Below are 25,106 nucleotides of genomic sequence, written 5' to 3' on the forward strand. Positions count from 1 at the left end.
GTACGGGGGCGGGATCGGACCGTGGACGGCGGGACGCCGGGGCGGGTGTCCCCGCCCGGAGCGTTCGACTCCGGGCGGGGGCACCCGCGTGGTGTCACTCCGGCGCCGGAAGACCCACCAGGTCCGCGATGGCGTCCTGGTGACGGCCGGCCGAACCGAGCGCGATCTGGTCGGACTTGGCCCGCTTCAGCGCGAGGTGCGCGGGGTGCTCCCAGGTCATCCCGAGCCCGCCGTGCAGCTGGACGCACTCCTCGGCCGCGCGGACCGCGACCTTGGAGCAGTACGCCTGGGCGACGGCCACCAGGAGCGGGGCGTCGGGACTGCCGCCGGCGAGGGCGTCGGCGGCGGCGCGGGCCGCCGCCCGCGCGCCGACGAGCTCCAGCCAGAGGTGGGCCATGCGGTGCTTGAGGGACTGGAAGGAACCCACGGGGCGGTTGAACTGGTGGCGCTCCCGCGTGTGCCGGACGGTTTCCTCCAGGCACCACTCGGCGAGGCCCAGCTGCTCGGACGCCAGCAGTCCGGCGCCCACGAGCAGTCCGCGGTCGACCGCGGCCCGGCTCGCGTCGGGGCCGGCGAGCCGGGTGCCGCTCCCCTCCGGCGTGGTGACCCTGGCGAGCGGGCGGGTCAGGTCGAGGGGGGTCTGCGGCTCCACCGTCGCCTCCCCGGCGGGTACGGCGTACAGGCCGTCGGCGCGCGGGACGAGGAGGACGTCGGCGGCGACCGCGTCGGCGACCCCGGCCACCGGAGAGCCGGCCGACGGCCGCCGGCCGGGCCCGGTGGAGAGGGGCACGGCGAGCACCGCGACCGTGCCGCCGCCCGCGACCCGGGCGAGGAGTCCGGCCGCGGGGCCGCCCTCCCCGGCGAGCGGCTCGGCGTCCACGGCAGCGTCGGCGCCCGCCCGGGCCCCGGCGAGGGTCAGCAGGGTCTCGGTGGCCACCACCGCGCTGGTGAGGTAGGGCAGCGGGGTCACCGCGCGACCCAGTTCCTCCAGGACGACGGCGGCCTCGCGGTGGCTCGCGCCCTGGCCCCCGAGCTCCTCGGGAACCAGGAGGCCGGCGGCGCCGATGTCGGTCGCCAGGGACTTCCACAGTCCGGGGAGGTACGGGCCGTCCGTCTCGGCCAGGGCGAGGACCGCCCGGTGTCCCGCACGGTCGGAGAGGAGGTCGCGGACGGCCGCCCGCAGGTCGTCCTCGGTCTCCGAGTAGAGCAGGTCCAGCGCGTGGGTCGGTGCGGTCATCGGGCCAGGTCCTTCCAGGCGACGTCCTTGTCGTTGCGGGGCTCCGGGGGCAGGCCGAGGACCCGTTCGGCGACGATGTTGAGGAGGACCTCGGTCGTGCCGCCCTCGATCGAGTTGCCCTTGGACCGCAGGTAGCGGTAGCCGGCGTCGCGGCCGGTGAAGTCGACGAGTTCGGGACGGCGCATGGTCCAGTCCCCGTACAGCAGGCCCTCGTCGCCGAGGAGTTCGACCTCGAGTCCGCTGATCGCCTGGTTGAGCCGGGCGAAGCCGAGCTTCATCGCGCTGCCCTCCGGACCGGGCTGGCCCGCGACGAGCTGCTGGCGCAGGCGCTCGCCCGTGAGCCGGGCCACCTCGGCGTCGACCCACAGGTCCAGGAGCCGCCGGTGCAGGTCGTGGGTGCGCAGCTCGGGGCGGTCGCGCCAGATGGCGGCGGCCTTCCCGATCATGCCGCCCTCACGGGGGATCCGGGCGCCGCCGATGGAGACCCGCTCGTTCATGAGGGTGGTCTGCGCGACCCTCCAGCCGTCGCCGACCGCGCCGAGCCGGTGGGCGTCGGGGATGCGGACGCCGGTGAGGAAGACCTCGTTGAACTCGGCCTCGCCGGTGATCTGGCGCAGCGGCCTGACCTCGACGCCGGGGTCGGTCATGTCGCACACGAAGTAGGTGATGCCCCGGTGCTTGGGGGCGTCCGGGTCGGTGCGGGCGATGAGGATGGCCCAGCGGGCGACATGGGCGCTGGAGGTCCACACCTTCTGCCCGTCGATCACCCAGTCGTCGCCGTCCCGCACGGCCCGGGTGCCGAGGGCGGCGAGGTCGGAGCCGGCGCCGGGCTCGCTGAAGAGCTGGCACCAGACCTCCTCGCCCACCCAGAGCGGGCGGAGGAAGCGGCGCCTGACCTCGTCGGTGCCGTGCGCGAGCAGGGTGGGCGCGGCCATGCCGAGGCCGATGCCGATGCGGCGCGGGTCGTTGTCCGGGGCGTCCGCGGCGGCGAGTTCGGCGTCGACGAGGGACTGCAGCGCGCGGGGCGCGTCGAGTCCGCCGAGGCCCACCGGGTAGTGGACCCAGGCGAGTCCGGCGTCGAAGCGCGCCTTCAGGAAGTCGGTGCGGTCGGTGGTCGCGGGCGGATGCTCGTCGAGCAGCTTCCGGACGAGCGAGCGGATCTCGTCGGCGTCGGTCATGCGCCGGCTCCTTCCGGGAGGACGACCAGGCGGCCGGTGGTGGTCCCGTCGGCGACGCGCTGCACGGCGTCGGCCGCGCCCGCGAAGGGGACGCGCTCGCCGATGAGCGGCTTGATCAGGCCCTTGGCCGCGTACGCGGTGAGGGTCTCGTGGCAGCGGCCGATCGAGGCCGGGTCCTTCGCCGCGTACAGGCCCCAGTGGAGGCCGAGCACCGAGTAGTTCTTCACGAGCGCGTGGTTGAGGGCCGGGGCGGGGACGGTGCCGCTGGCGAAGCCGACCACCACGATCCGCCCCTCGAAGGCCACGCACTTGGCGGACTGCTGGTACGCCTCGCCGCCCACGGGGTCGTAGACGACGTCGGCGCCCCGGCCACCGGTCGCGGCCTTGACGGCGGCGACCACGTCCTCGGAACGCCGGTCGACGACGACGTCGCAGCCGAGCGAGCGCGCGACGGCCGCCTTCTCGGGCCCGCCGACGACGCCGATGACGGTGGCGCCGGCGGCCTTGCCGAGCTGGACGGCGGCGCTGCCGACGCCGCCGGCCGCCGCGTGGACGAGGAGCGTCTCGCCCTCGCGCAGGGCGGCGCGGCGGTGCAGGCCGAACCAGCCGGTCTGGTAGCCGATGTGGAGCGCGGCGGCCTCGGCGTCGTCGAGGGCCTCGGGGGCCGGGAGGAGCCCGGCCGCGTCGGCGAGGGTGTACTCGGCGAAGCCGCCGTGCGGGAGGGCGGCGGTGGTGATGACGCGGCGGCCGTCCTCGGTCTCGGCACAGACCTCCACGCCGGGGGTGAAGGGCAGCGGGGGCCGCACCTGGTAGTGGCCGCGGCAGAGCAGCGCGTCGGGGAAGTTGACGTTCGCGGCGCGGACCCTGAGCAGCACCTGGCCCGCCCCGGGCGTCGGCGGTTCCACCTCCTCGCGGCGCATCACCGCGCCCGGTTCGCCGTTCTCGTACACACGCCATGCCTGCATCCGGAAGCCTCCTCCGTACCGAGCGGTCGGTTGCATACTAAGCGGTCGCTTGACGCTGCGGAACGGGTCAGCCGGACTTCTTGGGCCGCGCCCTCACGTGCATGCGCTCCCCCTGCGGCCCGAAGAGGCTCAGGAACTCCACCGGGCCGTCGTCCGTGGGCCCGAACCAGTGCGGGACCCGCGTGTCGAACTCGGCCGCCTCCCCGGCGCCGAGGACGACGTCGTGCTCGCCGAGGACGAGCCGGAGCCGCCCGGAGAGCACGTACAGCCACTCGTACCCCTCGTGCACCCGGGGCTCCGGCGCCTCCCGCGTCTTCTCCTGGATCACCTTGTACGCCTGGAGGCCGCCCGGCTGCCGGGTCAGCGGGAACATCGTCCGCCCGTGGCGCACGATGGGCTTCGCCTTGACACGGGGGTCGCCCACCGGTGGGGCGCCGACCAGCTCGTCGAGCGGGACCTGATGGGCGCGGGCCAGCGGCAGCAGCAGTTCGAGGCTGGGCCGGCGCTGCCCCGACTCCAGCCGGGACAGGGTGCTCACGGAGATGCCGGTGGCGGCGGACAGCTCGGCCAGGGTCACCCCGCGGTCGCGGCGGACCCGGCGGAGCCTGGGGCCCACGTCGTTCAGCACGGCGTCGATGCGGTCGTCTTCACTCATCCGTCCAGTGTTGCAGAAACGGCAACATCGCTTGCCGGTTCGTCGTGGCGGAGCGAGCCTCGCACCATGAGCACCGACATGAGGAGCACCGACGTGGGCAGGGACGGCGACACCGGCGGGAACGGCACGGACGAGCGGTACGACGCCGTGGTGGTGGGCGGCGGCGCGGCGGGACTCAGCGCCGCGCTGGTCCTGGGCCGCGCACGGCGGCGGACCCTGGTCGTGGACGCGGGCGAGCCGCGCAACGCCCCGACCGCGCACATGCAGGGCGTCCTGTCCCGGGACGGGATGAGCCCGGCCGACTACCTGGCGGCAGGACGGCGCGAGATCGCCCGGTACGGCGTGGAGTGGCGTGCCGGGCGGGTGACGGGCGCGGCCCCGGACGGACGGGACGGGTTCACCGTCTCCCTGGCGGACGGCACCGGGGTCGGGGCGCGGCGGCTCGTCGTGACGACCGGGCTCGTCGACGAGCTGCCGGAGATCGACGGCGTCGCGCAGCGGTGGGGCCGGGACGTGCTGCACTGCCCGTACTGCCACGGCTGGGAGGTCCGCGACCGGGCCTTCGGCGTGATCGCGCACCCCGAGATGCCCGCACACCAGGCCCTGATGGTCTCGCAGTGGTCGAAGGACGTCACGCTCTTCCTCCACACCGCGGGCGAGCCCACGGCGGCGGACGCGGCGCTCCTGGATGCGGCCGGCGTCCGGGTGGTGACCGGGGAGGTGGCCGGGCTCGCCGTCGAGGACGACGCGCTGACCGGGGTGCGGCTCGCGGACGGGCGGTTCGTGCCGCGCTCGGTGGTCTTCGTCGGGGCGACGCGGCTCGCGGCCCGGGACGGGGTGCTGCGGCAGCTCGGGGCCGAGCTGCGCGCGACCCCGTTCGGGGAGTTCGCGGCCGTCGACGAGACCGGCCGGACGAGCGTGCCCGGCGTATGGGCCGCGGGGAACGTCACCGGACCGCAGGAACAGGTGGTCAACGCGGTGAGCCGGGGCTACCGGGCCGCCGCCGCGATCAACGGCGAGCTGCTCCTCGCCGATCTGGCGGAGAAGGCGGCCCGTCGGCCGACCGGATGAACCCGCGCGGCTGCGGCTGCGCCGAGCGGCCCCCGGGATGAGGATCGGCCATGGTGGCCGGAGGCCGTCAGGGACCTGCGGCCCGGCTCCGGAAGCCACGGACGACGGAAGGACGGAACACCTCCCATGCTCGGTACGCAGTTCACCCAGGGATCCCCCAACTGGCTCGATCTCGGCAGTCCCGACACCCAGGCGGCCGCGTCCTTCTACGGCGCCGTCTTCGGCTGGGAGTTCCGGTCGGCCGGGCCGGACGCCGGGGGCTACGGCTTCTTCCAGCAGGACGGCCTCACCGTCGGCGCCCTCGGGCCGCTCACCGAGGAGGGCGCCCGCAGCGCCTGGACGGTGTACTTCCAGACCCCGGACGCCGAGGCCGCCCAGAAGACCGCCGAGACCGCGGGCGGCACGGTCCGCGTCGCGGCCTTCGACGTCATGGACGCGGGCCGGATGGCCTGCCTCACCGACCCGGGCGGCGCCGAGTTCGCCGTCTGGCAGCCGACCGGAGTGAAGGGCCTGGAGCGGACCTCGTCGACCAACACCCTGGTCTGGACCGAACTCCACGTCGCCGAACCGGAGTCCGTCCTCGGCTTCTACCGGACCCTGTTCGGCTGGCGGTGGGCGGAGATGGACGCGCCCGGCATGACGTACCGGGTCGTGTCCACGGCCGAGGGCGACCAGGAGGACGCCTCCTTCGGCGGCGCCGCCGAGCTCCAGGGCGACACCCCGCGCTGGGTCCCGTACTTCGCGGTCGAGGACGCCGACGCCGTCGTCCTCTCGGCGCAGGGCAACGGCGGCTCGGTCGTCATGCCGGCGGCCGACGTCCCCGACGTGGGCCGGATCGCCTGGCTCGCCGACCCCTTCGGCGCGACCTTCGCGGTCCTGAAGCCCGCGCCGATGGGCTGACGGGGCTCCCGGGTCAGCGGGCGAACAGCTCGAAGGCCACCGCCGGGCGCCCGCCGAAGCGGTCCGCGGCACGGCCGGTGGCCCCGGCGAGGAAGGACCGGACGTACTCCTCCGGGTCCTGGTCCGTCAGCGCCTCGATGTACGCACGGTGGCAGAGCAGCGAACCGACCGCGCGGTCCATGCCCGGCGTCGCGTCGACGGCGTGCGTCGGCGTGGCGGACGCCGCGACCGCCACCCAGCGCACGCCGTTCCAGGGCTCCAGGCCCTGCTCGGCGAGGTCGGTGAAGATCCAGCGATTCCCGGCGTCCGCCGCCGCGTCGAGCGTGGCGCGGCCCACGGCCAGGTGGTCGGGGGTGTTCCAGGGGGCGCCGGGGCCTCCGCCCCAGGTGTCCCGGTGGTTGAGGGTGACGACCAGCTCCGGGCGGTGCCGGCGGATCGCGGCGGCGATGTCGCGGCGCAGCCCGATCCCGTACTCGATCACCCCGTCGCGGTGGTCGAGGAACTCGACGGTGTCCACGCCGACGACGGCCGCGCTGTCCCGCTGCTCGCGCTCGCGCAGGGGGCCGCAGACGTCCGGGGCGAGCGAGTCGATGCCGGCCTCGCCGCGGGTGGCGAGGACGTACACGACTTCCTTCCCGGCGTCCGTCCAGGCGGCGACGGCCGCCGCGCAGCCGTACTCCAGGTCGTCGGGGTGGGCGACGACGGCGAGGGCGCGCTGCCAGTCGCCGGGCATCTCGGCGAGGTCCGTGGCATCCGTTTCGATCATGACCGCAGGATACGGGCCGCGTCCGCGGCCGTCGGGCGGATCGCCCCGGAGAGGATCACGGACCGCGAGACGTGCCGCGGGCGGTCGGGGTTGAGGCCGCGCCGGTCCGCGAGGGCGACGGCGAGCCGCTGGGCGCGGACCAGCGCGGCGACCGGGTCGATGGCGTCGGCGGCGAACAGGGCGCCGGTGGACTCCACTTCGTCCCGCAGGCCCGAGGGGGCCGGGCCGAGGCAGCAGACCAGGCTGGACCGGTCGCTGATGCTGATGGGGCCGTGGCGGTACTCCATCGCGGCGTACGACTCCGTCCAGGCGCGCGCCACCTCGCGCAGCTTGAGGGCGGCCTCGTCGGCGAGCCCGACCGTCCAGCCGGTGCCGAGGAAGGTGTACTGGCCGCGCAGCTCCCAGGCGGCGGGCAGTCGTTCGTAGAGGACGAGCTCGGCATCGGCGATCGCCGGGCCGAGGTCCACTCCCATCCCCGCGCGCAGGAGTTGGAGGGCGGTGGTGGCGAACCGGGTCTGGACGACGGAGCGTTCGTCGGCGAAGCCGAGGTCGAGGACCCGGTCGGCGAGCCGCCCCGCGGGGCTGTCGGGGACCCCGGTGAGGACGAGGGACGGCATCCGCCCGGCGGCCGCGGCCAGCAGGTGCACGACCTCGGTGGTGGTGCCCGAGCGGGTGAGCGCGACGATCCGGTCGTAGCCGCGGCCCAGCGGGGTCCGGTCGGAGGCGGGGAAGGCGTCGGTCTCCCCCGCTCCCAGGGACTCGCGCAGGGCGGCGTAGGCACGGGCGATGAAGTACGAGGTGCCGCAGCCGACGACGGCCACGCGCTCGCCGTGCGCCGGCAGCAGGGCGGCCTGCCGGTCGGCGGTCTCGGCGGCGCGCCGCCAGCACTCCGGCTGGCCGGCGATCTCCGCGCTGACGTGGGTGCTCATGGTCCGGGTCCTCTCCTCGCGGGTCCCCCCGCGGGGTCCGGACCGAGTTCTACCGGCAGCCCGCGCGGTCGCACCATGTCCAACGGCGGCCGACCGCTTGGACTTTTGCGCGCGGCGGACCGCCGGGGGCGCCCGTGCGGTCAGAGTTCGCCGCGGGAGAGCGCCAGGAGCCGGTCGAGGACGCGGGGTCCGCCGGCCCGCACCCCGTCGTGCTCGTACTCGTCGGTCACCCAGGTCCGCAGGCCCCGGACGGCCCGGGCGGTCTCCAGGGAGTGGGCGGTGTCGACGTACATGTCGTCGTGGTAGACGGCGGCCGCGACCGGGACCTCGTTGGCGGCGAGGCGCTCGGGGTCGTAGAGCGGCGCCCAGTCGTCGCGGGCGGCGAGCAGTTCGGCGGTCTCGCGCAGGGGGCGCAGGGCGGGGTCCGTGGTGAAGTGCCAGGGGTGGACGGTCTCGCCGGTGAAGAGGGGCGGTGCGCCGGCGGCCAGGGCCCTGCGGGCGTCGAACTCGGGGTGCTCCGCGCGGACGCGTTCGGCGGCCCAGTCGGTGGGGCCCTGTCCCTGAGCGTAGATGGCCTCGTGGAGCACGGCGTACAGCGGGTGTCCCGCGTACGAGAGGTGGGCCTGCACCTGCTCCAGGAAGGAGTCGGCGAGCTCGGGGCCGCCGGGGGTGGGCACGAAGGCGCCTTCCAGGAGCAGGTGGAGCTGGTGGGTGCCGTCGCCGGAGCCGAGGAGGATGCCGAGGGACTGGAACGCCTCGGCGGTGAGGAGTCCGCCGCCGGGGAGGGTGACCTCGCGGTCGAGGAGGTGGGCGACGATCGCCCGCGCCCGCTCGGCGTCCTGCGGGTAGCGGGCGAAGTGGGCCTCGTTCTTGCGCAGGACCCGGGGGTAGGCAGCGCGGTAGACCTCGTCGGCGGTGGCGTGCAGGGAGGGCAGGCCGCCGGTCACGAGGACCCGCTCCAGGCCATCGGGGGCGGTGGAGAGGTAGTGGGTGGCGCAGAAGCCTCCGAAGCTCTGGCCCAGGACGGTCCAGGGGGCGCCGCCGGTGAGCCGGCGGCGGATGCTCTCGCAGTCCTCGACGATGGAGTCCGCCCGGAAGTGGGCGAGGTAGTCGGCCTGCTCGGCCGGGGTGCCGCGGAGCGGCAGGGTCTGCCGGTTGGCGGGGGTGGAGCGGCCGGTGCCGCGCTGGTCGAGGAGGAGGACGCGGAACTCCCGGACCGCCCGGCCCAGCCATGCCTGGGGGCCGATGAAGCGTCGGGCGCCGAAGCCGGGGCCGCCCTCCAGGTAGACCAGCCAGGGCAGCCGTTCCGGGTCCGCGGTCTCGCTCGCGACGACCTCGCGGCCGAAGACCTCGATGCGCTCGCCGTCGGGGCGGGCGTGGTCGAGGGGGACGGGGAAGCGGTGGTCGGTGAGGACGAGTCCCGGCTGCCGGTAGGTGGTCACGCTGTTCATGCTCCTGTTCGGTACGCCCCCGCGGGGACAGTGGATCACATGGCGGGGGCGTCCCGCGGGCGGGTGTCCCCGGTGTGGCTTGGCGGGGGCCGGGCGGGCGCTTCCCGGTGCGGGGGTTGCGGGGCCTCGCGGGCGCCTCCCGTTCCGGGGGTTCCGCGGCCGGGCGGGTGTCAGGGCGGCAGGAGCCCCTTGCCGGCGAGGTAGGTCCGCGCCACGTCCTCCGGCAGCCGCCGCCAGCTGTCCACCTGCTCGTTGAGGTGGGCGAGGTCCTGCGTGGTCAGCACGGTGTTGAGGCGGTCGAGGGCGCCCGTCACGCCCGCGCTCCCGGCGCGGGCCCGGTTGACCACCGGGACCACGTGGTCGGCGTTCTGCAGTCGTCTGTCGTCGGCGAGCAGGACGAGCCCGAAGTCGTCGAGGGTGGCGTCGGTGCTGGTGGTGAGCACCAGTTGGGCCTGGCCGCTCTGCACCGCCTGCTTGGACTGCGTGGTCCCGACGCCCTTGGGGTCGACCCCGGTCACGTCTCCCGGAGGCCGGGTGCGCAGTACGGTCTCCGGACGCACTCGTCCCCGGCGGCGAGCCGGACGGGGAGCCGGGCGGCACCGAGGTCGCTGAGGGTCCGCAGGCGGTGCTCGGCGGCGTAGGCGGCGGTGACGGCGAAGGCGTTCTGGTCGACCGCGCGCCCGGGGTCGAGGACGGCCAGCCCGCGCGGCGCGGCGAGCGCCCGCAGGGCGCTCATGGTGGCCGCCGCGTCCGGGGAGCCGACGGGCGGCGCGTCGGGGCCGTGCTCCTTGGCGTTCAGCCAGTCGGCGAACGTGGCCGCGTACTCCGGCACGACGTCGATCCGGCCGCTCTCCAGGGCGGGTTCGTACAGCTCCCGGTTGGTGACCGTCAGCTGTCTCGTGCGGTATCCGGCGGCCTGGAGCAGCAGGGCGTACATCTCGGCCAGCAGGTCGCTCTCGGTGAATCCCGCGGAGCCGACGACCAGGTCCCGGCTGTCGCCGGGCGGGGCGGTGGGCGCGCCTCGGTCCTCCAGGGAGGGCCCCTCGGCGCAGCCGCCGGCGAGGAGCGCGAGGAGGCAGGCGGCGACCGCGGCTGCCCGGCGCCGTCTCATCCGCCGCTCCGCCGCGTACCGTCGGGGGCGAGCCGCCGGACGCCCTCGAAGACGCCTTCGACGGCCAGCGCGAGAACGGCGACCAGGCAGGCTCCCGCGACGACCTGCGGGGTGGAGGCGAGGTTGAAGCCGGCGGTGATGATCCGGCCGAGCCCGCCGCCGCCGGCCAGCGCGGCCACGGTGGCGGTGGCGACGAGCTGGACGGCGGCGATCCGGACCCCGGTGAGGATCAGGGGGGTCGCCAGCGGAAGCTCGACCCGCAGGAGCGTCTGGCCGCCGGTCATGCCCATCCCCCGGGCGGCCCGCACGACGTCGGGGTCGACGCCTCGCATCCCCACGTACGCGTTGGTCAGCAGGGGCGGCACGGCGAACAGGACCAGCGCGATCACGGTCGGCCAGGGCTCGTACGGGCCGAGGGGGCTCAGCAGGAGCAGGACGAGGACGGCGAAGGTGGGGACGGCACGGCCCGCGTTGGCGACGTTGACGGCGAGCGCGCCGCCCTTGCCCCGGTGGCCGAGGACGAGACCGACGGGCAGGGCGATCAGGCAGCCGATGAGGAGGCAGACGGCGGTGAGGAAGAGGTGCTCCACGAGGCGGTTGCCCACCCCCTCCTCGCCGGACCAGTGGGCGGAGGTCGTGAGCCAGGACCAGGCGTCGGCGAGGGTCGTCACGCGGACCGCCCGCGGGTCCAGGGGGTCAGCAGCCGCTGCGCGAAGAGGAGGAGCAGGTCGGCGGCGACGGCGATGAGGACGCAGAGCGCGGACGCGGTGAGGACCTGTGCCTTGAAGTAGGTGTTCATGCCGGCGTAGATGAGGTTGCCCAGGCCGCCGTGGCCGACGATCGCGCCGATCGTGACGAGGGAGACCGCGGAGACGGTGGCCAGGCGCAGCCCGGCCATCGCGGCGGGCAGGGCGAGGGGCAGTTCGACGGCGAGGAGCAGGCGGACCGGTCCGTAGCCCAGGCCGCGGGCGGCCTGCCGGGTCTCCTCGGGCACGGCGCGGAGCCCGGCCAGGATGTTCCGCACCAGCAGGGTGAGGGAGTACAGGACGAGTCCGGCCACGACGAGCGCCGCGGACAGCCCGTACAGGGGCAGGAGCAGCGAGAACAGGGCGAGCGCGGGGATGGTGTACAGCACGGTGGTGACCCCCAGGACGGGTCCCGCCGCCCAGCGCCACCGGCGGGCGGCCAGGGCGAGCGGCAGGGCCAGCAGGAGGCCCAGGGCGACGGCGGCCCCGGTGAGCCGGAGGTGCTGGACCACCGCGTCGGCGAGGATCTCGCCGCGGGAGGAGACGTAGGCCCCGCAGATCCACTCGTTGCGGGCGAGGCAGTCGTCGGGCGGCGCGGTCACCCTCCCATTCGAGACGGCGGGCGGGCGCCCCGCACCCCCGGCCGGGCCGATCGGGGGCGGGGCGCCGCGCGCGGGACCTCAGGGCGCGATCGGCAGCCGGCGCTTGTGCTCGGTGAGCTCGTAGCGGCGGACGATGGAGGCGAACGCGGCCTCCGCGACCGGCTTGCCCTCCAGGAAGTCGTCGATGTCGTCGTAGGTGACGCCGAGCGCGTCCTCGTCGGGCTTGCCCGGATCGAGGGTCTCCAGGTCGGCCGTGGGGGTCTTCCAGACCAGCTCGCCGGGGGCGCCGAGTTCGGCGGCGACGGCGCGGACCCGCCGCTTGGTCAGGCCGGTGAGCGGGACGACGTCGGCGGCGCCGTCGCCGAACTTGGTGAAGAAGCCGGAGACGGCCTCGGCGGCGTGGTCGGTGCCGACGACGAGGCCGTCGTGGGCACCGGCGACCGCGTACTGGGCGATCATCCGCTGGCGGGCCTTGATGTTGCCCTGCACGAAGTCCTGGTGGTGGGCGTCGCGGAAGGTCACCCCGCCGGCGAGGCAGGCCGCCAGGGCCGCGTCGCTGGCCGCCTTGACGTCCACGGTGAGCACCCGGTCGGCGCGGATGAAGCCGAGCGCGGTCTGCGCGTCCTTCTCGTCGGCCTGGACGCCGTACGGCAGGCGCATCGCGTAGAAGGTGGCGTCGTGGCCGGCGGCGCGGGCCCGCTCCACGGCGAGCTGGCAGAGCCGGCCCGCGGTCGTGGAGTCGACGCCGCCGCTGATGCCGAGGACGAGCGAGCGCAGGCCGGTGGAGGTCAGCCGCTCGGTGAGGAAGGCCACGCGGCGCTCGATCTCGGCGCTCGGGTCGAAGGCGTCGGACACCTCGAGGTCCCGGGCGATCTGCTGCTGGACGGCGGTGGGCGCCGGGTCGGTCACGGAGGTCTCCTCGTCGGGGGTCGGTCGGCGGCGGACCGGGCCGCGCGCCGACGGGTGTACGAGGGTCGACTCTACGCACCGGGGTGCGGGACCGTCGCCCTGCCCCGGGCCGCCGCGTACGGCGCAGGGGCGGGCGGTGCGGGTGGGCCGGGCGGACGGGGGCGGGCCCCCGACGTCGCCGGGGCGACCGCGCGGTCCGGGCCGTCGGGGCAGGTCAGGGGGTGTGCGCCTCCGGGGTGCAGAGGACCTCGACCCGCTGGACGAGGTTGTTGGCGAAGCCGCCGCGGTTCCAGGGCGCCGCGAGCGGCTGGACGTTGCCCTCGGCGTCGGTGGCCCGGACGGTCAGGTGGCGCAGGCCGGGCGTCGCGGTCCACAGGGTGCGCCAGGCGGTCCAGGCCCAGGGGTGGGCGGGGTCGGCGTGGAGGTCGGCATCGGTCCAGGCGGCGCCGCCGTCCTCGCTGACCTCGACGCGGGTGATCGGCCCGTGCCCGGACCAGGCGCGGCCGAAGAGCGGCACCGGACCGGGGCGGACCACGCGGGTGCGGGACATGAAGTCCGGGAATCCGGGCGGTGCCATCAGGGCGCGGGGCGCGATGAGGGTGACGGGCTCCCCCGGCTCGCCGGGGTCCTGGCGCAGCCGGTAGGCCACGCTCTGCTGGAAGCCGGTGTACGGGGTGTCGGTGAGCGTGATGTCGTGCAGCCACTTCACGTGGGCCATGCCGTACCAGCCGGGGACGACGAGCCGGAGCGGGCTGCCGTGCTGCGGGGGCAGGGGCGCGCCGTTCATCGCGTAGGCGACGAGGACGTCGCGGGCCGGGTCGGCGGCCGTGGTGAGGGGCAGGGAGCGCCGGTAGTCCTGCTCCACGCCCCGTTCGACGCCGTGGTCGACGCCGGTGAAGACGGCCTCGACGGCCTCCTCGGCGGGGCCGGCCTCCGCCAGGAGCGAGGCCAGCGGGACGCCGGTCCACTCGGCGGTGCCGACGGCCTCGACGATCCAGGGCTGGCTGACGGGCCGGGGCGACAGCACGGCACGGCCGTTCCCGGCGCACTCCAGGGTCACGCGGCGGGTGACGGCGGGCCGGGCGCGCAGTGCGTCCGGGTCCAGGGTCAGCGGGCGGAGCACCCGGCCGCCGACGGTGAGCCGCCAGCCGTCCGCGTCGGTGGCGGGGATGTCGTAGTGCACGAGGACGTAGTGGAGGCCGGGCGGGGTGACGTCGTAGCGCAGGGCTTCCAGCGGGAGTCCGTGGTTGCGGGCGGCGAGGGCCAGTTCCTGGGCGCTGATGCCCTCGCCGGCGCCCGCCACGCGTCCGGGGGCGCTGATGCCGCCCGGACCGCCGAGGGATCCGTCCATCTCCTCATGGTGCGCCGGGCCCGGGGGCCCGGCACCTCGGCGCGGCGGGGGTCCTCACCCCTGCCGGGGGCCGCGCAGCGCACGGTCGAGGCCGTCCTGCGGGAGGCCGGTGAGGGCCCGGCCGAAGATCTCCTCGTAGGCGGGGTCGCCGATCGACGCGCGGACGGTGTCCGTGTACTTCTCGTGCAGGGCCCGGAGCCCCGGCAGGCCGCGACGGGGCTGGCCGGTGGAGCGCCAGTACGCCTCGCCGGTGCCGGAGACGTCGGCGGCGCGTTCGCCGTCGCCGGCCGCCGCGAGGGCGGTGGCGAGCACGTCGAGGCCGAGGGCGACGCCGAGGATGGCGCCGAGGCTGCGGGTGCCCTCCAGCATGGCGCGGGCGTGGCCGGCGGCGGCGGCCGGGTCGCCCTCCAGGAGGCCGGTGAGGGCCAGCTGGTACTCCAGGGCGGTGCGGGTCCAGTGCTCGTCCAGCTCCTGGCAGCGGGCGCGCAGGTCGAGCGCCCGTTCCCGGGCCTCGCCGAGTCGGCCGAGGCCGGTGAGGGCGAAGACGCGGACGAGGTTGCAGCGGAGCCGGGCGGCGGAGTCGGCGGGCCCGCCGCGGGCGGCGTCCAGGACGTGGCCCACGACGACGTGCGCGGCCATGGGGCGGCCGGTGGTGAGGGCGAGGAGTCCGGCGAGGGCGGCGGCGTCGAGGGTGAGGTCGCCGGGCCGGTCGCGGCCGCCGCCGGGGTCCCTGCTCCCGTCGGGGTGCGGGTCGTCGGGGTGGTCGGGGCGGCCGAGGTACTCGGCGTGCCGCGCCTCGCGGGCGCACTGTTCGCTGATGTCCTGCGCGGGGCCGAACTCCCCCTGGAGGACGAGGGTCACTCCCAGCGCCCACAGGGCGCGGGCCCGGACGCGGCCGCGGGCCTCGCTGAGCAGCAGGGCCTGTTCGAGGCCGTCGCGGGCCTCGCGCAGCCGGCCGCGGCACGACCAGGCGAAGGCGACGGAGCCGACGAGGTCGAGGGCGGCGTCGGGGTCGGTGCGCAGCAGCCGGTCCAGGGCCGTGCGCAGGTCGGTGTGGTGCGCGTCGACCCCGCGGTACCAGCGGAGCTGGCGGGCGCCGTGCCATTCGCTCTCGGCCCGGCGGGCCAGACCCCGGAAGTGGGCGGCGTGCCGGTCGGCGACCTTCCCCGTCTCGCCGGTGCGGTCGAGCCAGGTCGCCCCGTACTCGCGGATCGTGTCGAGCATCCGGTGCCGTCCCGCGGCGTCGGCGGGCCGGACCACGGAGGCGCGGACGAGTCCGGCGAGGGCCTCGGGCAGGGTCGCGCGGTTCAGCGGCCCGCCGACGCAGACGGCGGTGGCCGACGCGAGGTCGAAGGGGCCGCGGAAGACGGAGAGCCGGGCCCACAGGAGGCGTTCGAGCGGCCCGCTCAGCTCGTGGCTCCAGCCGATGGCGGCGCGCAGCGTCTGGTGGCGGCTCGGCCAGACCCGTTCCGTGTGGGCGAGCAGGTCGAAGCGGGTGCCCGGCGGGGCGTCGAACCGGCTGCCGAGCTGGTCGCGGACGGCCTCGGCGCCCTGGAGGCGGATCTGCGCGGCGGCCAGTTCCAGGGCGAGCGGGATGCCTTCGAGGCGTACGCAGATCTCGCCGGCCGGTCCGACGGCGGGGAAGTCCTCGCCGGCGGCGTGCCGGAGGAGTTCCAGGGCGTCCTGTCCGGCGGGCGGCAGCGGGTCGAGGGCGACGACGTGCTCGCCCTCGACTCCGAGGGGGCACCGGCTGGTGGCGAGCACGGTGAGGCCGGGGGCCGCGGCGAGCAGTTCGGTGACGAGCCGGGCGCAGGGTTCCGCCAGGTGCTCGCAGGAGTCCAGGACGAGCAGCAGGCGGTCGTCGGCCAGGCGCCGGCAGAGCCCGGTGCTCGCCATGCCGGGGGTGTGGTCGGAGAGGTCGACGGAGTCGGCGACGAGGGCGATCAGCAGGCGCTCGCCGTCGAGCTGCCCCAGGTCGGTCCACCAGGCCCCGTCGGGGTGGCGGTCGGCGGCGCGGTGCGCCGCGCGCAGGGCGAGCCGGGTCTTCCCGACTCCCCCGACGCCGGTCACGGTGACGAGGCGATGCTCCGCCAACGCGGCGGATATTCGCTCCAGTTCCGTGCGGCGCCCCACGAAACCGGGGTTCTCGTCCGGCAGATGTCCACGCACGGGAGCAGTGTCCCTCATGAAGGCTCCGAACGGGGGTGCGGCGGAGGTTCGTTATCCACCTTCCACCGTGACGACGACCGAGTGCCACCCCTGTGCGCCGTCGGGCATGGTGTCGGTGCGCCGTTCGGGCTGGGTGGTGCCCGTGCCGTCGGTGGCACGGACGGTGAGGGTGTGGCGGCCGGGGGTCGCCGTCCAGGGGTACACCCACTGGCGCCAGGTGTCGCTGCTGTCCTGGGCGGCGAGCCGGGCGTCCTGCCAGGGGCCGTCGTCGACGCGGACCTCGACCCGGCGGATGCCGCGGTGCTGGGCCCACGCGACTCCGGCGACCATGACGGTCCCGGCGGCGGGGCGGCCGAAGGGCCGGGGGGTGTCGATGCGGGACTGGGTCTTGATCGGGGCCTGGGCGGCCCAGCCGCGCGGGACCCAGTAGGCGTCGTAGGCGTCGAAGGTGGTGAGTTCGACGGACTCGATCCACTTGCAGGCGGAGACGTATCCGTAGAGGCCGGGGACGACCATGCGGACGGGGAAGCCGTGGGCGAAGGGGAGGGGTTCGCCGTTCATGCCGAAGGCGAGGAGGGCGTCGCGGCCGTCCATGACGTCCTCGACGGGGGTGCCGATGGTCATGCCGTCGACGGAGCGGGCGACGAGCTGGTCGGCGGGGCCGCCCTGGGAGGGCGGCCGGACGCCGGCCTCCCGGAGCAGGTCGGCGAGGGAGACGCCGAGCCAGCGGGCGTTGCCGACGTAGGGGCCGCCGACCTCGTTGGAGACGCAGGCCAGGGTGATGTCCCGCTCGACGGTCGGGCGGGACATCAGCTCCCGCAGGGTGTAGGTGCGTTCGGCGCGGACGCCGCTGCCGTGCAGGCGGAGCCGCCAGCGGTCGGCGTCGACCCTGGGGACGACGAGCGCGGTGTCGACGCGGTAGAAGTCGCGGTTGGGGGTGACGAACGGGCCGATGCCGGGGACGGGCAGCTGGGCTCCGGCGGGGACGGCCGGCGCGGGCGAGGTCGGCCGGGGCAGCCGCAGGGCCGCGCGGGAGGCGGCCGCGCGCTCGGAGACCGGGGTCCCGACGGCCCTGCCGAGCGCGGCGGCGCCGGTGGCGGCGATGCCGGCGGAGGCGGCGACGATCAGGAAGCCGCGCCGGTCCGCCCGGTCGGTGCCGGGCCTCGGGGTGCGCAGGCGCCCGGTCAGCGCGTACAGCAGGAGCGCTCCGGCGAGCCCGCCGACGAGGGAGGGGACGGCGTCCACCGCGGAGTCGGAGCCGGGGCGGGTGACGGCGGCGAGGGCGCCGAGGAGGCCGAAGGCGCCGACGGCCGCCGAGCCGAGCCGGCGGTGACGCAGCGCGAGCAGTCCGACCCCGAGGGCGAGGACCCCGAGGAGGAGCAGGATGCCGAGCTGGAGGACGGCCTTGTCGTTCTCCCCGAAGGCGCGGATCGCCCACTCCTTGAGGCCGGCCGGTGTCCGGTCGACGACCGCTCCTCCGACGGCCGGGACGGGTCCCGCCTCGGGGCGGACCCGCGAGGCGACGAGCTCCGCGACGGCCAGGGAGACGTACGCGGAGACGAGGCCGCCGAGCGCGGCGAGGAGTCGGTCGGTGCGGGTGGGCGCGTACGCCGGGTCCCGCTCGGCCCTGGTGGTGTCCATGCTGGGTTCTTCGGCACGCAGGGCCCTCCGGATGGGCGCCTTCACCCGGGCGGGGGACCCGGCGGGCGGCCGGGTGGGGCGGCCCCGAGGGCGTCAGGGGGCGTCCCGGTGCTCGCCGGGGGTCGCCAGTTCCTCGACGGCCTCGGCTCCGACGACGGCACCGGTGGACTTCTTGCCGCGGCGCAGCCGTCCTTCCAGCCAGGAGGCGAAGGTGGTGAGCGCGAAGTTGAGGGCGACGAAGACGACGGCGACGACGGTGAAGCAGGCGATGGTGTTGGCGCCGTAGTTGGCGCTCATCGGGCGTACCGAGGCGAGGAGCTCGGAGAAGCCGAGCATGGCGCCGCCGAGGGCGGTGTCCTTGACGATGACGACGAGCTGGCTGACGAGGGCGGGGAGCATGGCGGTGACGGACTGCGGGAGCAGGACGTACGTCATGGTCTGGCCCTTGCGCATGCCGATGGCCTGGGCGGCGTCGGTCTGGCCGGCGGGGAGGGCGAGGATGCCGGCGCGGACGACCTCGGCGAGCACGGAGGCGTTGTAGAGGACCAGGCCGGTGACGACCGCGTACAGGGGACGGGTGTCGGGGCTGATGTCGGTGAACTCGGCGTAGGCGGCGTTGGCGAAGAGCATCAGGATCAGGACGGGGATGGCCCGGAAGAACTCGACGACGGTGCCGGCCGCGCCGCGGACGGAGCGGTGGTCGGAGAGCCGGGAGATGCCGAGGAGTGCGCCCATGGGCAGGGCGATGACCATGGCGAGGGCGGCGGCGATCACGGTGTTCTTCAGGGCGGGCAGGAGGTACGTCTCCCAGACGCGGGGATCGGTGAAGAAGGGGGCCCACTTGGACCATTCGAGCTGGTTCTTGTCGGCGAGGCTCGCCACGACCCACCAGGCGACGGCGGCGAGGCCGACGAGGAAGAGGAGGGTCCACAGGAGGTTGCGCCGCCGGGCACGAGGGCCGGGGACGTCGTAGAGGACGGTCGGGGTGCTCTTCACCGTTTCACCGCCACCTTCTTGGCCACCCAGCCGAGGAACAGGCCGGTGGGCAGGGTGAGGCAGAGGAAGCCGGCGGCGAAGATCGCGGAGATGAGGATGAGCTGGGCCTCGTTCTCGATCATCTCCCGCATCAGCAGGGCGGCTTCGGCGACGCCTATGGCGGCGGCCACGGTGGTGTTCTTGGTGAGGGCGATGAGCACGTTGGCGAGGGGGCCGACGACGGAGCGGAACGCCTGTGGCAGCACGACGATGCGCAGCACCTGCGGGAAGCTCAGTCCGAGGGCGCGGGCCGCCTCGACCTGGCCGAGGGGGACGGTGTTGATGCCGGACCGGAGGGCCTCGCAGACGAAGGCGCTGGTGTAGGCGGTGAGGCCGAGGACGGCGAGCCGGAAGTTGATGACGGTGAACCGGTCGGCGCCGAGGCTGACCCCGAGGGTCTGGAAGAGGCCGAGCGAGGTGAAGACGATGATGACGGTGAGCGGGATGTTGCGGACGATGTTGACGTAGACGGTGCCGAAGCCCCGCATGAGGGGGACGGGGCTGACGCGCATGGCGGCCAGCAGCGTCCCCCAGACGAGGGAGCCGATCGCGGAGTAGACGGTCAGCTGGACCGTGGTCCAGAAGGCTCCCAGCAGGTCGTAGCCCTCCAGGAAGTCGAACACGGCGGCCGGCTCACTTCACGATGACGCCGATCTTCGGGGCCGGTTCGTTCTGGTAGCCGGCGGGCCCGAAGTTCTTCTCGACGGCGGCGTCCCAGGAGCCGTCGGCGACCATCTTCTCCAGCGCCGCGTTGATCTTCGCCTTGAGCTCGCTGCCCTTCTGGACGCCGATGCCGTAGTTCTCGTTGCTCATCTCGAAGCCGCCGAGCTTGAACTTGCCCTTGAACTCGGGCTGCGAGGCGTATCCGGCGAGGATGGAGTCGTCGGTGGTGACGGCGTCGATGACGCCGTTCTCGAGTCCGGTCAGGCACTCGGAGTAGCCGCCGTACTCCTGGAGCTGGGCATCCGGGGCGATCTTGTCCTTGACGTTCTGCGCGGAGGTCGAGCCGGTGACCGAGCAGAGCTTCTTGTCGTTCAGGTCGGACGGCTTCTTGATCGAGTCGTCGTCGGCCCGGATCAGGACGTCCTGGTGGGCGAGGAGGTAGGGGCCGGCGAAGTCGACCTTCTCGGCCCGCTTGTCGTTGATGGAGTACGAGGCGGCGATGAAGTCCACGTCGCCGCGCTGGAGCAGCGTCTCGCGGTCGGCGCTCTTGGCCTCCTTCCACACGATGTCGGAGGGGTCGTGGCCGAGCTGCTTGGCGACGTAGGTCGCCACGTCCACGTCGAAGCCGGTGTAGGTGCCGTCGGGGGTCTTCAGGCCGATGCCGGGCTGGTCGTATTTGATGCCGATGGTGATCTGGTCGTCCCCGTGGTCGCGGGGCGCGTCGCCGGCCGCGCCGTGCGCGAATCCGGCGGAGGTGACGGAGAGGACGACGGCCGCGGCGACGGCGACGCTGGTCCTGCCGGTCCTGAGCGCGTTCATGTGGATCACCCCTGGGGGCTGCTGGTCGGGCCGCTTCCGCGGGCTCAGTGGGGAGGATCTCGGTTCGGGCCGCTTCCGCGGGCTCAGTGGTGGAGGATCTTGGAGAGGAAGTCCTTGGCGCGGTCGCTGCGCGGGTTGCCGAAGAACTCGTCCGGGGTCGTCTCCTCGACGACCTTCCCGTCGGCCATGAAGACGACCCGGTTGGCGGCGGAGCGGGCGAAGCCCATCTCATGGGTGACGACCACCATGGTCATGCCGTCCCGGGCCAGCTGCTGCATCACCTCCAGGACCTCGTTGATCATCTCGGGGTCGAGCGCCGAGGTGGGCTCGTCGAAGAGCATCACCTTCGGGTCCATCGCCAGCGCCCGGGCGATCGCCACCCGCTGCTGCTGACCGCCGGAGAGCTGCGCCGGGTACTTGTCCGCCTGGCTGGCGACCCCCACCCGGTCGAGCAGGGCGCGGGCCCGTTGTTCGGCGGCCTTGCGGTCCTTCCTGCGGACCTTGATCTGCCCGAGGGTGACGTTGTCGAGGACGTTCTTGTGCGCGAAGAGGTTGAACGACTGGAAGACCATGCCGACATCGGCCCGGAGGGCGGCGAGCTCCTTCCCCTCGGCGGGGAGCGGCCGGCCGTCGACCACGATCTCGCCCGCGTCGATGGTCTCCAGCCGGTTGATCGCCCGGCACAGCGTCGACTTCCCCGAGCCGGAGGGCCCGATGACGACGACGACCTCGCCGCGGTGGATCGTGAGGTCGATGCTCCGGAGAACGTGCAGGGGGCCGAAGTGCTTGTCGACCCCGCGCAGCACGACGAGCGCGTCACCACCGTCCGGGACGGGCATGGCACCCTCCTGGGTCGCTCCCCCGAGCTGCCGTTCCCTCTCAGGTTCATGCTCCGCCCTCGGCCCGGGCCGCGCACGCCGGACGGGGTGCACACAGGGTGATGCCCGGTGCCCGGACGTGACGTCCCGGACGGGGGGCGGGTGCCCACGCCCTGGCGGACACTGGGGGTGGGAGTCGAGTGCGCGAGGAGGGTCCGCCATGAGCAGTGCCGCACCCAAGGTCAGCACGTTGCCGCCGGAGCACCGCGAGCGCCTGATGGCCTTCGCCGAGGACGTGTACTTCGATTCCGGCCACCGCCTCTTCGAGGAGCAGCAGCACGCCGACCGGTTCTGGATCGTGAAGACGGGCGCGGTGACGCTCGACGCGAAGGTCCCCGGCCGGGGGGCGCCGGTGATCGAGACCCTGCGCCACGGCGAGCTGGTGGGCCTGTCCTGGCTCTTCCCGCCGTATCTCTGCCAGTCGGGCGCCGAGGCGATGACGCCGGTCAGGGCGTACGAGTTCGACGCGCCTGCCGTGCGGTCGATGTGCCGCTCGGACCGGGAGTTCGGCGCCTCGGTCACCTACTGGGTGGGTTCGATCCTGGCCCACCGCCTCCATGTGACGCGGGTCCGCCTGCTGGACCTCTACGCCCCGCACGGGAGCGGCATCCTGGCCTGATCCGCATCCCTCCCGCGGGCGGGAAGGGGGTGCGTCGCCGTGGCGCCGGCGGCCGGCGGCCGTCCCGCGGCCGGTGGACGGCCCGGGCACGCCGCAGTCGAACGCCCGCCGCCCGGCCCGCGCCGGACCGGGCGGTACGGTGGGAACGCACGAACGGGCCGCGCCTGCGGGCCCCCTGACCCCACCCGTACGCACACTCCGGCGACGAGCGGCGAGGCCCCATGAGCGACCCGAGGACGGCACGTGAGGCGATCGCCCTCGTGGCGGACGACTTCTCCGAACTGCCCTACGTCCAGGAGCCCCTCGCCGGCGACGGGCCGATCGGCTGGCCCGGGTACTCCGCCGCCCGCGACCGGGCCGCCGAGCGCACCGGCGAGAGCGAGTCGGTGGTCTGCGGCACGGGCACGGTGTGCGGGGTCCCGGCGGTGATCGTCTCCTTCGAGTTCCGCTTCCTCGGGGGCTCCCTGGGCGAGGGCACGGGCGCGCGCGCCGTCGCGGCGCACCGGCTGGCCCGCGCGCGCCGGCTCCCCGTGGTCGTCCTGCCCGCCACCGGCGGCAGCCGGATGCACGAGGGTATGCGGGCCCTGCTGCAACTGCAGTTCCTGGCACGGGAGTCGGAGCTGACGCGGGCCGCCGGGCTGCCCCAGATCGCGGTCCTGCGCAATCCGACGACGGGCGGCGGCTGGGCGACCCTGGGCGCCGGGTCCGATGTCGTCCTCGCGCTGCCCGGAGCCCAGGTGGGGTTCGCCGGCTCCCGGGTACGCCCGGCGGACGCGGACCCCGCGGCGTACACCGCCGAGTCCCAGCTCGCGCACGGCCACGTCGACGCGATCGTGCCGGCCGCCGAGCTGCGGGCCGCCCTCGGCCGCTGGCTCGGCCTGCTCACCCGGCCCGCCGAGGGCCCGGTCGCACCGCCGCGCGCGCTGGGTCTGCCGGGCGCGTCGCCCGCGTCGACCGGCCGGGAGGCGGTGGCGGACGCCCGGCACCCCGACCGGCCCCGGGCCCCCGCGTACCTCGACGCGCACTTCACGCTCCGGGAGGAGATCTCCGGCGACCGCTGCGGCGGTGTCGACCCCGGGATGCGCTGCGGCTTCGGCCGGCTCGACGACGGCACCACCGTCGCCTACGCGGCGCAGTGCGGCACCGCCACCCGCCCCGCCGGGTTCCGTACGGCGGCGCGGCTGGTCCGCCTCGCCGGCCGTCTGGGCATCCCCGTCCTCACCCTCGTCGACACCCCGGGAGCGGCCAACGACCCGGCGGCCGAACACGCCGGGGCGGGCCCCGCGATCGCCGACCTGTTCGCCGCCGTCGCCACCGCCCGCACCCCCCTCACCTCGCTGCTCATCGGCGAGGGCGGATCCGGGGGCGCCCTCGCCCTCGCCTCCCCGGTCAACCTCTGGGCCACCGCGGACAGTTACTTCTCGGTGATCGCCCCCGAACTGGCGGCGTCCATCCTGAAGCGGCCGCCGGAGGAGGCCGACACGACGGCGGACCAGCTCCGCCTGCGCCCGCAGGACCTCCTGGACCTCGGCGTCGTCCGCGGCATCGTGACACCCTGACGCCCCGCGGCACGGGTACGGCGCCGGGCCCGTCGCCGCACCCCACGCCCACGATCCCGATCGGGTGAACACCGGGCGCGTGAAACGCTCTTCGGGGTGCGCGACCAGGACGATGGAAGTTCTCTTCCACCTCCTGAGGAAAGGCATCTCCCGTGCGCCGTGCCCTGATCGTCGTCGATGTGCAGAAGGACTTCTGCGAGGGCGGCGACGTCCCCGTGAAGGGCGGCGCCGACCGCGCCGTCGCCATCGCCGACCTCGTCCGTCGGTCCGACGGACGGTACGCGCACGTCGTCGCCACCCGTGACCACCACGTCGACCCGGGCGGCCACTTCTCCGACGAACCCGACTTCGCGGACTCGTTCCCGGTGCACTGCGTGGCCGGCACCGAAGGCGCCGAGTTCCACCCGGACTTCGCGTCCGTCGTGGCCTCCGGCGAGGTGCACGAGGTCTTCTTCAAGGGCGCCCACTCCGCCTCCAAGAGCGGTTTCGAGGGCGCGACCGAGGGCGGCACGGCCCTGGGCCCGTGGCTGCGCGACCGCGAGGTCTCCGGCGTCGACGTCGTCGGGATCTCGACCGACCACTGCGTGAAGGCGACCGCACTCGACGGCGTCCGCGCGGGCTTCGACGTCCGCGTCCTGCTCGACTACACCGTCGGCGCCGCCGCCCACAGCACCGTCGCCGCCCTCGACGAGCTGCGCGCCGCGGGTGTCGGGCTCACCGGCGCACCGGTCGTCCTCGTCTGATGCGACGCCCGGCACACCGGCGGCCCGCTCAGTAGTAGCGGCGCATGATCTCGTCGGCCCAGGCGGGCTGCGTGGTCGGACCCTGGGGGCCGAACTCCGCCATGTACGGCTTGATGTCGAGCACCGGTGTGCCGTCGACGGCGTCGAGGCCCCGCACATGGAGGTCGAGGCCGTCGGTGCGCAGGAGGCGGCACCGCGAGACGCCGATGCGGTTGGGGCGGTTCTTCCCGCGCTGCGCGAAGATGCCGACGAGCGGCCACTCCGTGTTGCCCCGCGGGTGCCGGGCGCCGGTCTGGACGGCGTCGGGCCGCACCCGGTCGAAGTGGTAGACGACCTCAACGTGCGAGAAGGCGTCGAGGCCGGCGAGCGCCTCGGGGCCGAAGGACGCCGCGTCGAGCCGGACGACCGACTCGACGTCGCCCCACTCGTCGTCCCGCACCTCCTGGCGGCCGCCGACCACGTGCCCGACGGGGTACGACACGACCGTCGCCGGGGTCTCCTGCTGTTCCATGTGCGCCTCGTTCCTGTTCCGGGTTCTCCGCGCGGGCCGCCCCGGCGCCCCGGCACCGTACCGCTCGGGCCGGTCGGGGGTGCGTCAGAGGCCGGGCCCGTCCCCCCGGTCCGGCCGCTGCTGCGGCTGCCACCCCTCGGAGAGGCCCCAGAGGCCGAGGGCGACGACCGCGCCGCAGACGAGCGCGGCCTGCCAGGGGCGCAGCCGGCGGGAGGCGGTCGCGTAGGCCAGCGGCGGCACGACGACGCCGGCCAGGAGGATCAGCGGCAGTTCGACGAGGATCGTGCCCCAGTCCCGGGCCTCCCCCTCGAAGCCGCCGTCGATGACGTAGCCGGCACGGGTCAGCGCGAAACTCCCGACGACCGCGACCCCGGCGAGGGAGAGCAGACAGCCGACGGCGCTCTCCGCCCGGCCGTCCCCCGGCTCGTCCTCCTCCGGCTCCTCTCCCTCGTGGGTCTCCTCGTCGTACCGCTCCTCGTCGCCGGACCCGTCCCCGTGCCGTCTCCCGTGGGGGGCGTTCTCGCTCATGCCGGTGACGGACGCCGTGGGGCCTCCCGCGGTTCCCGTGCCGGGCCGGGGGCACGGGCGCGGGCGCGGG

24 protein-coding genes and 1 pseudogene are annotated in these 25,106 nt (G+C 75.0%); 5 read left to right on the forward strand and 20 right to left on the reverse strand.

The window, feature by feature from the left end:
- Positions 1-94: 94 nt before the first annotated feature.
- The 4 genes from AB0424_RS26410 to AB0424_RS26425 all read right to left on the reverse strand — a co-directional run bounded on the left by AB0424_RS26410 (position 95) and on the right by AB0424_RS26425 (position 4,035).
- The gene (locus AB0424_RS26410) at positions 95-1,237 is read right to left on the reverse strand and encodes an acyl-CoA dehydrogenase family protein (RefSeq protein ID WP_366309030.1); all 1,143 of its coding nucleotides are present in this window, start codon (positions 1,235-1,237) and stop codon (positions 95-97) included.
- Entirely contained in the window at positions 1,234-2,415 is a 1,182-nt protein-coding gene (locus AB0424_RS26415) for an acyl-CoA dehydrogenase family protein (RefSeq protein WP_366309031.1), read from the reverse strand. The genes AB0424_RS26410 and AB0424_RS26415 overlap by 4 nt, the downstream gene beginning before the upstream one ends.
- The gene (locus tag AB0424_RS26420; RefSeq protein ID WP_366309032.1) at positions 2,412-3,380 is read right to left on the reverse strand and encodes an NADPH:quinone oxidoreductase family protein; all 969 of its coding nucleotides are present in this window, start codon (positions 3,378-3,380) and stop codon (positions 2,412-2,414) included. Before AB0424_RS26420 ends, AB0424_RS26415 begins: the two co-directional genes overlap by 4 nt.
- A 67-nt stretch (positions 3,381-3,447) precedes the next feature.
- Positions 3,448-4,035, reverse strand: a complete 588-nt coding sequence (locus tag AB0424_RS26425) for an XRE family transcriptional regulator (RefSeq protein WP_366309033.1) — start codon at positions 4,033-4,035, stop codon at positions 3,448-3,450.
- 78 nt (positions 4,036-4,113) lie between these two features.
- Here AB0424_RS26425 and AB0424_RS26430 point away from each other — a divergent pair, with 78 nt between their 5' ends.
- On the forward strand, positions 4,114-5,106 hold the full coding sequence (locus tag AB0424_RS26430; protein WP_366309076.1) for an NAD(P)/FAD-dependent oxidoreductase: 993 nt from the start codon (positions 4,114-4,116) through the stop codon (positions 5,104-5,106).
- A 126-nt stretch (positions 5,107-5,232) separates the two neighbouring features.
- On the forward strand, positions 5,233-6,006 hold the full coding sequence (locus tag AB0424_RS26435; protein ID WP_366309034.1) for a VOC family protein: 774 nt from the start codon (positions 5,233-5,235) through the stop codon (positions 6,004-6,006).
- A 13-nt stretch (positions 6,007-6,019) separates the two neighbouring features.
- Here the strand turns inward: AB0424_RS26435 and AB0424_RS26440 are convergent, their stop codons facing one another.
- The 14 genes and pseudogenes from AB0424_RS26440 to AB0424_RS26505 form a co-directional block, all read right to left on the reverse strand.
- The gene (locus tag AB0424_RS26440) at positions 6,020-6,772 is read right to left on the reverse strand and encodes a PIG-L deacetylase family protein (protein ID WP_366309035.1); all 753 of its coding nucleotides are present in this window, start codon (positions 6,770-6,772) and stop codon (positions 6,020-6,022) included.
- Positions 6,769-7,701, reverse strand: coding sequence for an SIS domain-containing protein (locus tag AB0424_RS26445; protein ID WP_366309036.1), 933 nt, complete (start codon positions 7,699-7,701; stop codon positions 6,769-6,771). The genes AB0424_RS26440 and AB0424_RS26445 overlap by 4 nt, the downstream gene beginning before the upstream one ends.
- 140 nt (positions 7,702-7,841) lie before the next feature.
- The gene (locus AB0424_RS26450; protein WP_366309037.1) at positions 7,842-9,152 is read right to left on the reverse strand and encodes an alpha/beta fold hydrolase; all 1,311 of its coding nucleotides are present in this window, start codon (positions 9,150-9,152) and stop codon (positions 7,842-7,844) included.
- 170 nt (positions 9,153-9,322) lie between these two features.
- Positions 9,323-10,263: pseudogene (locus AB0424_RS26455) on the reverse strand (ABC transporter substrate-binding protein).
- Positions 10,260-10,934, reverse strand: coding sequence for an ABC transporter permease (locus AB0424_RS26460; RefSeq protein WP_366309038.1), 675 nt, complete (start codon positions 10,932-10,934; stop codon positions 10,260-10,262). The pseudogene AB0424_RS26455 and the gene AB0424_RS26460 overlap by 4 nt, the downstream one beginning before the upstream one ends.
- The gene (locus AB0424_RS26465; protein ID WP_366309039.1) at positions 10,931-11,611 is read right to left on the reverse strand and encodes an ABC transporter permease subunit; all 681 of its coding nucleotides are present in this window, start codon (positions 11,609-11,611) and stop codon (positions 10,931-10,933) included. The genes AB0424_RS26460 and AB0424_RS26465 overlap by 4 nt, the downstream gene beginning before the upstream one ends.
- 78 nt (positions 11,612-11,689) lie before the next feature.
- Entirely contained in the window at positions 11,690-12,520 is an 831-nt protein-coding gene (nadE, locus tag AB0424_RS26470) for an ammonia-dependent NAD(+) synthetase (protein ID WP_366309040.1), read from the reverse strand.
- 214 nt (positions 12,521-12,734) lie between these two features.
- Complete coding sequence (locus AB0424_RS26475) at positions 12,735-13,871, reverse strand: sulfite oxidase (RefSeq protein WP_366309041.1); 1,137 nt, start codon at positions 13,869-13,871, stop codon at positions 12,735-12,737.
- A 54-nt stretch (positions 13,872-13,925) separates the two neighbouring features.
- The gene (locus tag AB0424_RS26480) at positions 13,926-16,040 is read right to left on the reverse strand and encodes an NB-ARC domain-containing protein (RefSeq protein ID WP_366309042.1); all 2,115 of its coding nucleotides are present in this window, start codon (positions 16,038-16,040) and stop codon (positions 13,926-13,928) included.
- A 51-nt stretch (positions 16,041-16,091) separates the two neighbouring features.
- Entirely contained in the window at positions 16,092-17,681 is a 1,590-nt protein-coding gene (locus AB0424_RS26485) for a molybdopterin-dependent oxidoreductase (RefSeq protein WP_366309043.1), read from the reverse strand.
- 93 nt (positions 17,682-17,774) lie between these two features.
- Complete coding sequence (locus AB0424_RS26490) at positions 17,775-18,677, reverse strand: amino acid ABC transporter permease (RefSeq protein WP_366309044.1); 903 nt, start codon at positions 18,675-18,677, stop codon at positions 17,775-17,777.
- Positions 18,674-19,339, reverse strand: coding sequence for an amino acid ABC transporter permease (locus AB0424_RS26495; protein WP_366309045.1), 666 nt, complete (start codon positions 19,337-19,339; stop codon positions 18,674-18,676). The genes AB0424_RS26490 and AB0424_RS26495 overlap by 4 nt, the downstream gene beginning before the upstream one ends.
- Positions 19,340-19,349: 10 nt before the next feature.
- The gene (locus tag AB0424_RS26500; protein ID WP_366309046.1) at positions 19,350-20,198 is read right to left on the reverse strand and encodes a glutamate ABC transporter substrate-binding protein; all 849 of its coding nucleotides are present in this window, start codon (positions 20,196-20,198) and stop codon (positions 19,350-19,352) included.
- Between the two features lie 83 nt (positions 20,199-20,281).
- Positions 20,282-21,037 (reverse strand): amino acid ABC transporter ATP-binding protein, encoded by a 756-nt coding sequence (locus tag AB0424_RS26505; protein WP_366309047.1) that lies wholly within the window; start codon positions 21,035-21,037, stop codon positions 20,282-20,284.
- 199 nt (positions 21,038-21,236) lie between these two features.
- Between AB0424_RS26505 and AB0424_RS26510 the strand changes: the two genes are divergently transcribed.
- The 3 genes from AB0424_RS26510 (at position 21,237) to AB0424_RS26520 (ending at position 23,997) form a co-directional block, all read left to right on the forward strand.
- Positions 21,237-21,695 (forward strand): cyclic nucleotide-binding domain-containing protein, encoded by a 459-nt coding sequence (locus AB0424_RS26510; RefSeq protein WP_366309048.1) that lies wholly within the window; start codon positions 21,237-21,239, stop codon positions 21,693-21,695.
- A gap of 221 nt (positions 21,696-21,916) precedes the next feature.
- Complete coding sequence (locus AB0424_RS26515; protein ID WP_366309049.1) at positions 21,917-23,254, forward strand: carboxyl transferase domain-containing protein; 1,338 nt, start codon at positions 21,917-21,919, stop codon at positions 23,252-23,254.
- Between the two features lie 152 nt (positions 23,255-23,406).
- Positions 23,407-23,997 carry an isochorismatase family protein gene (locus AB0424_RS26520; protein WP_366309050.1) on the forward strand — a complete coding sequence of 197 codons (591 nt, stop codon included), beginning with the start codon at positions 23,407-23,409 and terminating at the stop codon, positions 23,995-23,997.
- A gap of 28 nt (positions 23,998-24,025) precedes the next feature.
- Here AB0424_RS26520 and AB0424_RS26525 read toward each other — a convergent pair whose 3' ends face one another.
- Both AB0424_RS26525 and AB0424_RS26530 read right to left on the reverse strand, forming a co-directional pair.
- Positions 24,026-24,508: an SAM-dependent methyltransferase gene (locus AB0424_RS26525; protein WP_366309051.1), complete on the reverse strand. Its 483-nt coding sequence runs from the start codon at positions 24,506-24,508 to the stop codon at positions 24,026-24,028.
- 84 nt (positions 24,509-24,592) lie between these two features.
- Positions 24,593-25,036: a hypothetical protein gene (locus AB0424_RS26530; protein ID WP_366309052.1), complete on the reverse strand. Its 444-nt coding sequence runs from the start codon at positions 25,034-25,036 to the stop codon at positions 24,593-24,595.
- Positions 25,037-25,106 lie beyond the last annotated feature (70 nt).

Origin of the sequence: Streptomyces sp. NPDC051180, assembly GCF_040689545.1 — a bacterium.
Classification (GTDB): domain Bacteria; phylum Actinomycetota; class Actinomycetes; order Streptomycetales; family Streptomycetaceae; genus Streptomyces.

Excerpts from the sequence above, each read along its gene's own strand:
- AB0424_RS26475 (WP_366309041.1), bottom strand. The coding sequence starts at position 13,871 with ATGGACGGATCCCTCGGCGGTCCGGGCGGCATCAGCGCCCCCGGACGC.
- AB0424_RS26445 (WP_366309036.1), bottom strand. The coding sequence starts at position 7,701 with ATGAGCACCCACGTCAGCGCGGAGATCGCCGGCCAGCCGGAGTGCTGG.
- AB0424_RS26450 (WP_366309037.1), bottom strand. The coding sequence starts at position 9,152 with ATGAACAGCGTGACCACCTACCGGCAGCCGGGACTCGTCCTCACCGAC.
- AB0424_RS26485 (WP_366309043.1), bottom strand. The coding sequence starts at position 17,681 with ATGGACACCACCAGGGCCGAGCGGGACCCGGCGTACGCGCCCACCCGC.
- AB0424_RS26510 (WP_366309048.1), top strand. The coding sequence starts at position 21,237 with ATGAGCAGTGCCGCACCCAAGGTCAGCACGTTGCCGCCGGAGCACCGC.
- AB0424_RS26440 (WP_366309035.1), bottom strand. The coding sequence starts at position 6,772 with ATGATCGAAACGGATGCCACGGACCTCGCCGAGATGCCCGGCGACTGG.
- AB0424_RS26435 (WP_366309034.1), top strand. The coding sequence starts at position 5,233 with ATGCTCGGTACGCAGTTCACCCAGGGATCCCCCAACTGGCTCGATCTC.
- AB0424_RS26420 (WP_366309032.1), bottom strand. The coding sequence starts at position 3,380 with ATGCAGGCATGGCGTGTGTACGAGAACGGCGAACCGGGCGCGGTGATG.
- AB0424_RS26430 (WP_366309076.1), top strand. The coding sequence starts at position 4,114 with ATGAGGAGCACCGACGTGGGCAGGGACGGCGACACCGGCGGGAACGGC.
- AB0424_RS26410 (WP_366309030.1), bottom strand. The coding sequence starts at position 1,237 with ATGACCGCACCGACCCACGCGCTGGACCTGCTCTACTCGGAGACCGAG.
- AB0424_RS26530 (WP_366309052.1), bottom strand. The coding sequence starts at position 25,036 with ATGAGCGAGAACGCCCCCCACGGGAGACGGCACGGGGACGGGTCCGGC.
- AB0424_RS26505 (WP_366309047.1), bottom strand. The coding sequence starts at position 21,037 with ATGCCCGTCCCGGACGGTGGTGACGCGCTCGTCGTGCTGCGCGGGGTC.
- AB0424_RS26415 (WP_366309031.1), bottom strand. The coding sequence starts at position 2,415 with ATGACCGACGCCGACGAGATCCGCTCGCTCGTCCGGAAGCTGCTCGAC.
- AB0424_RS26525 (WP_366309051.1), bottom strand. The coding sequence starts at position 24,508 with ATGGAACAGCAGGAGACCCCGGCGACGGTCGTGTCGTACCCCGTCGGG.
- AB0424_RS26500 (WP_366309046.1), bottom strand. The coding sequence starts at position 20,198 with ATGAACGCGCTCAGGACCGGCAGGACCAGCGTCGCCGTCGCCGCGGCC.
- AB0424_RS26425 (WP_366309033.1), bottom strand. The coding sequence starts at position 4,035 with ATGAGTGAAGACGACCGCATCGACGCCGTGCTGAACGACGTGGGCCCC.
- AB0424_RS26515 (WP_366309049.1), top strand. The coding sequence starts at position 21,917 with ATGAGCGACCCGAGGACGGCACGTGAGGCGATCGCCCTCGTGGCGGAC.